The sequence below is a fragment of the Rhizobacter sp. P2_H2 genome (assembly GCF_056403375.1).
Genome location: NZ_JBFUFP010001595.1, coordinates 1 through 851, shown reverse-complemented (window position 1 = coordinate 851; position 851 = coordinate 1). Strand labels below are relative to the sequence as shown.

Annotated in this window: 1 protein-coding gene; it reads left to right on the top strand. The window is 69.0% G+C overall.

Annotated elements, in window-relative coordinates:
• On the top strand, nt 1-415 hold a 415-nt coding region (gene ampD / locus AC1D15_RS34980; RefSeq protein WP_477829694.1), incomplete at its 5' end, for a 1,6-anhydro-N-acetylmuramyl-L-alanine amidase AmpD.
• Nucleotides 416-851 lie beyond the last annotated feature (436 nt).

Here is an 851-nt window from a genome sequence, read left to right as displayed (position 1 = left end):
CCGGCTCGACTGGGACGCGCACCCCTACTTCCAGCAGATCCGCGGGCTGCAGGTGTCGTCGCACTTCGTCGTGCGGCGCGACGGCGAGCTGCTGCAGTTCGTCTCGTGCAACGAGCGCGCATGGCACGCCGGCCGCTCGGCCTGGCGCGGGCGCGAGAACTGCAACGACTTCTCGGTCGGCGTCGAGCTGGAAGGGCTGGAGGGCGAGCGCTTCGAGGAGGCGCAGTACGCGCGGCTGCTGCCGTTGCTGCGCGCGCTCGCGCGGCGCTATCCGCTGCAGGGCGTGGCCGGGCACGAGCATGTCGCACCCGGCCGCAAGATCGACCCCGGCCCGGGCTTCGACTGGCCGCGCGTGACCGAGGGCCTGCGCTGGCACGGTCGGTATTTTCCCGAAGGCTTGCGCGGGCCGCGCTGAGTGCCGCACGAGAGGGCCTGCGTTCGCATCGCGGCAAGCCAGTTTCCATCGGCGTCTGCGGCGCAAATCGGCGGGAGCGCAAGGCTGCGCGCGGATGCATCGCCGCAGGTGCAGCGCCGGTGGGCGCCGAGGCCGCGCGGCAATCAAAAACGGCGCGTCGAGGTGCACCGCCGCTTCATCCCCCTTGTTTGTCGGGACGCTATAGCTAGTGCTTGAAGGGTGGGGAGCCCCCAGATATAGTGTCCCTCGTGGTATTCTCTTGTCCCAACTTCGTCAGGCCCGCGCCGGCACTTGCTGCCGGTGTCATTGACGTGCGACGAGATGTCATGACGAGCAGCAGCGACAGGGCGGCACCCGGGTCCCGCGTGTTGGCATGCCGTTCCACAGCCTCACCCATAGCGCTCGTCCATCGTTCTTCACCGGTCCTTCTCATGCG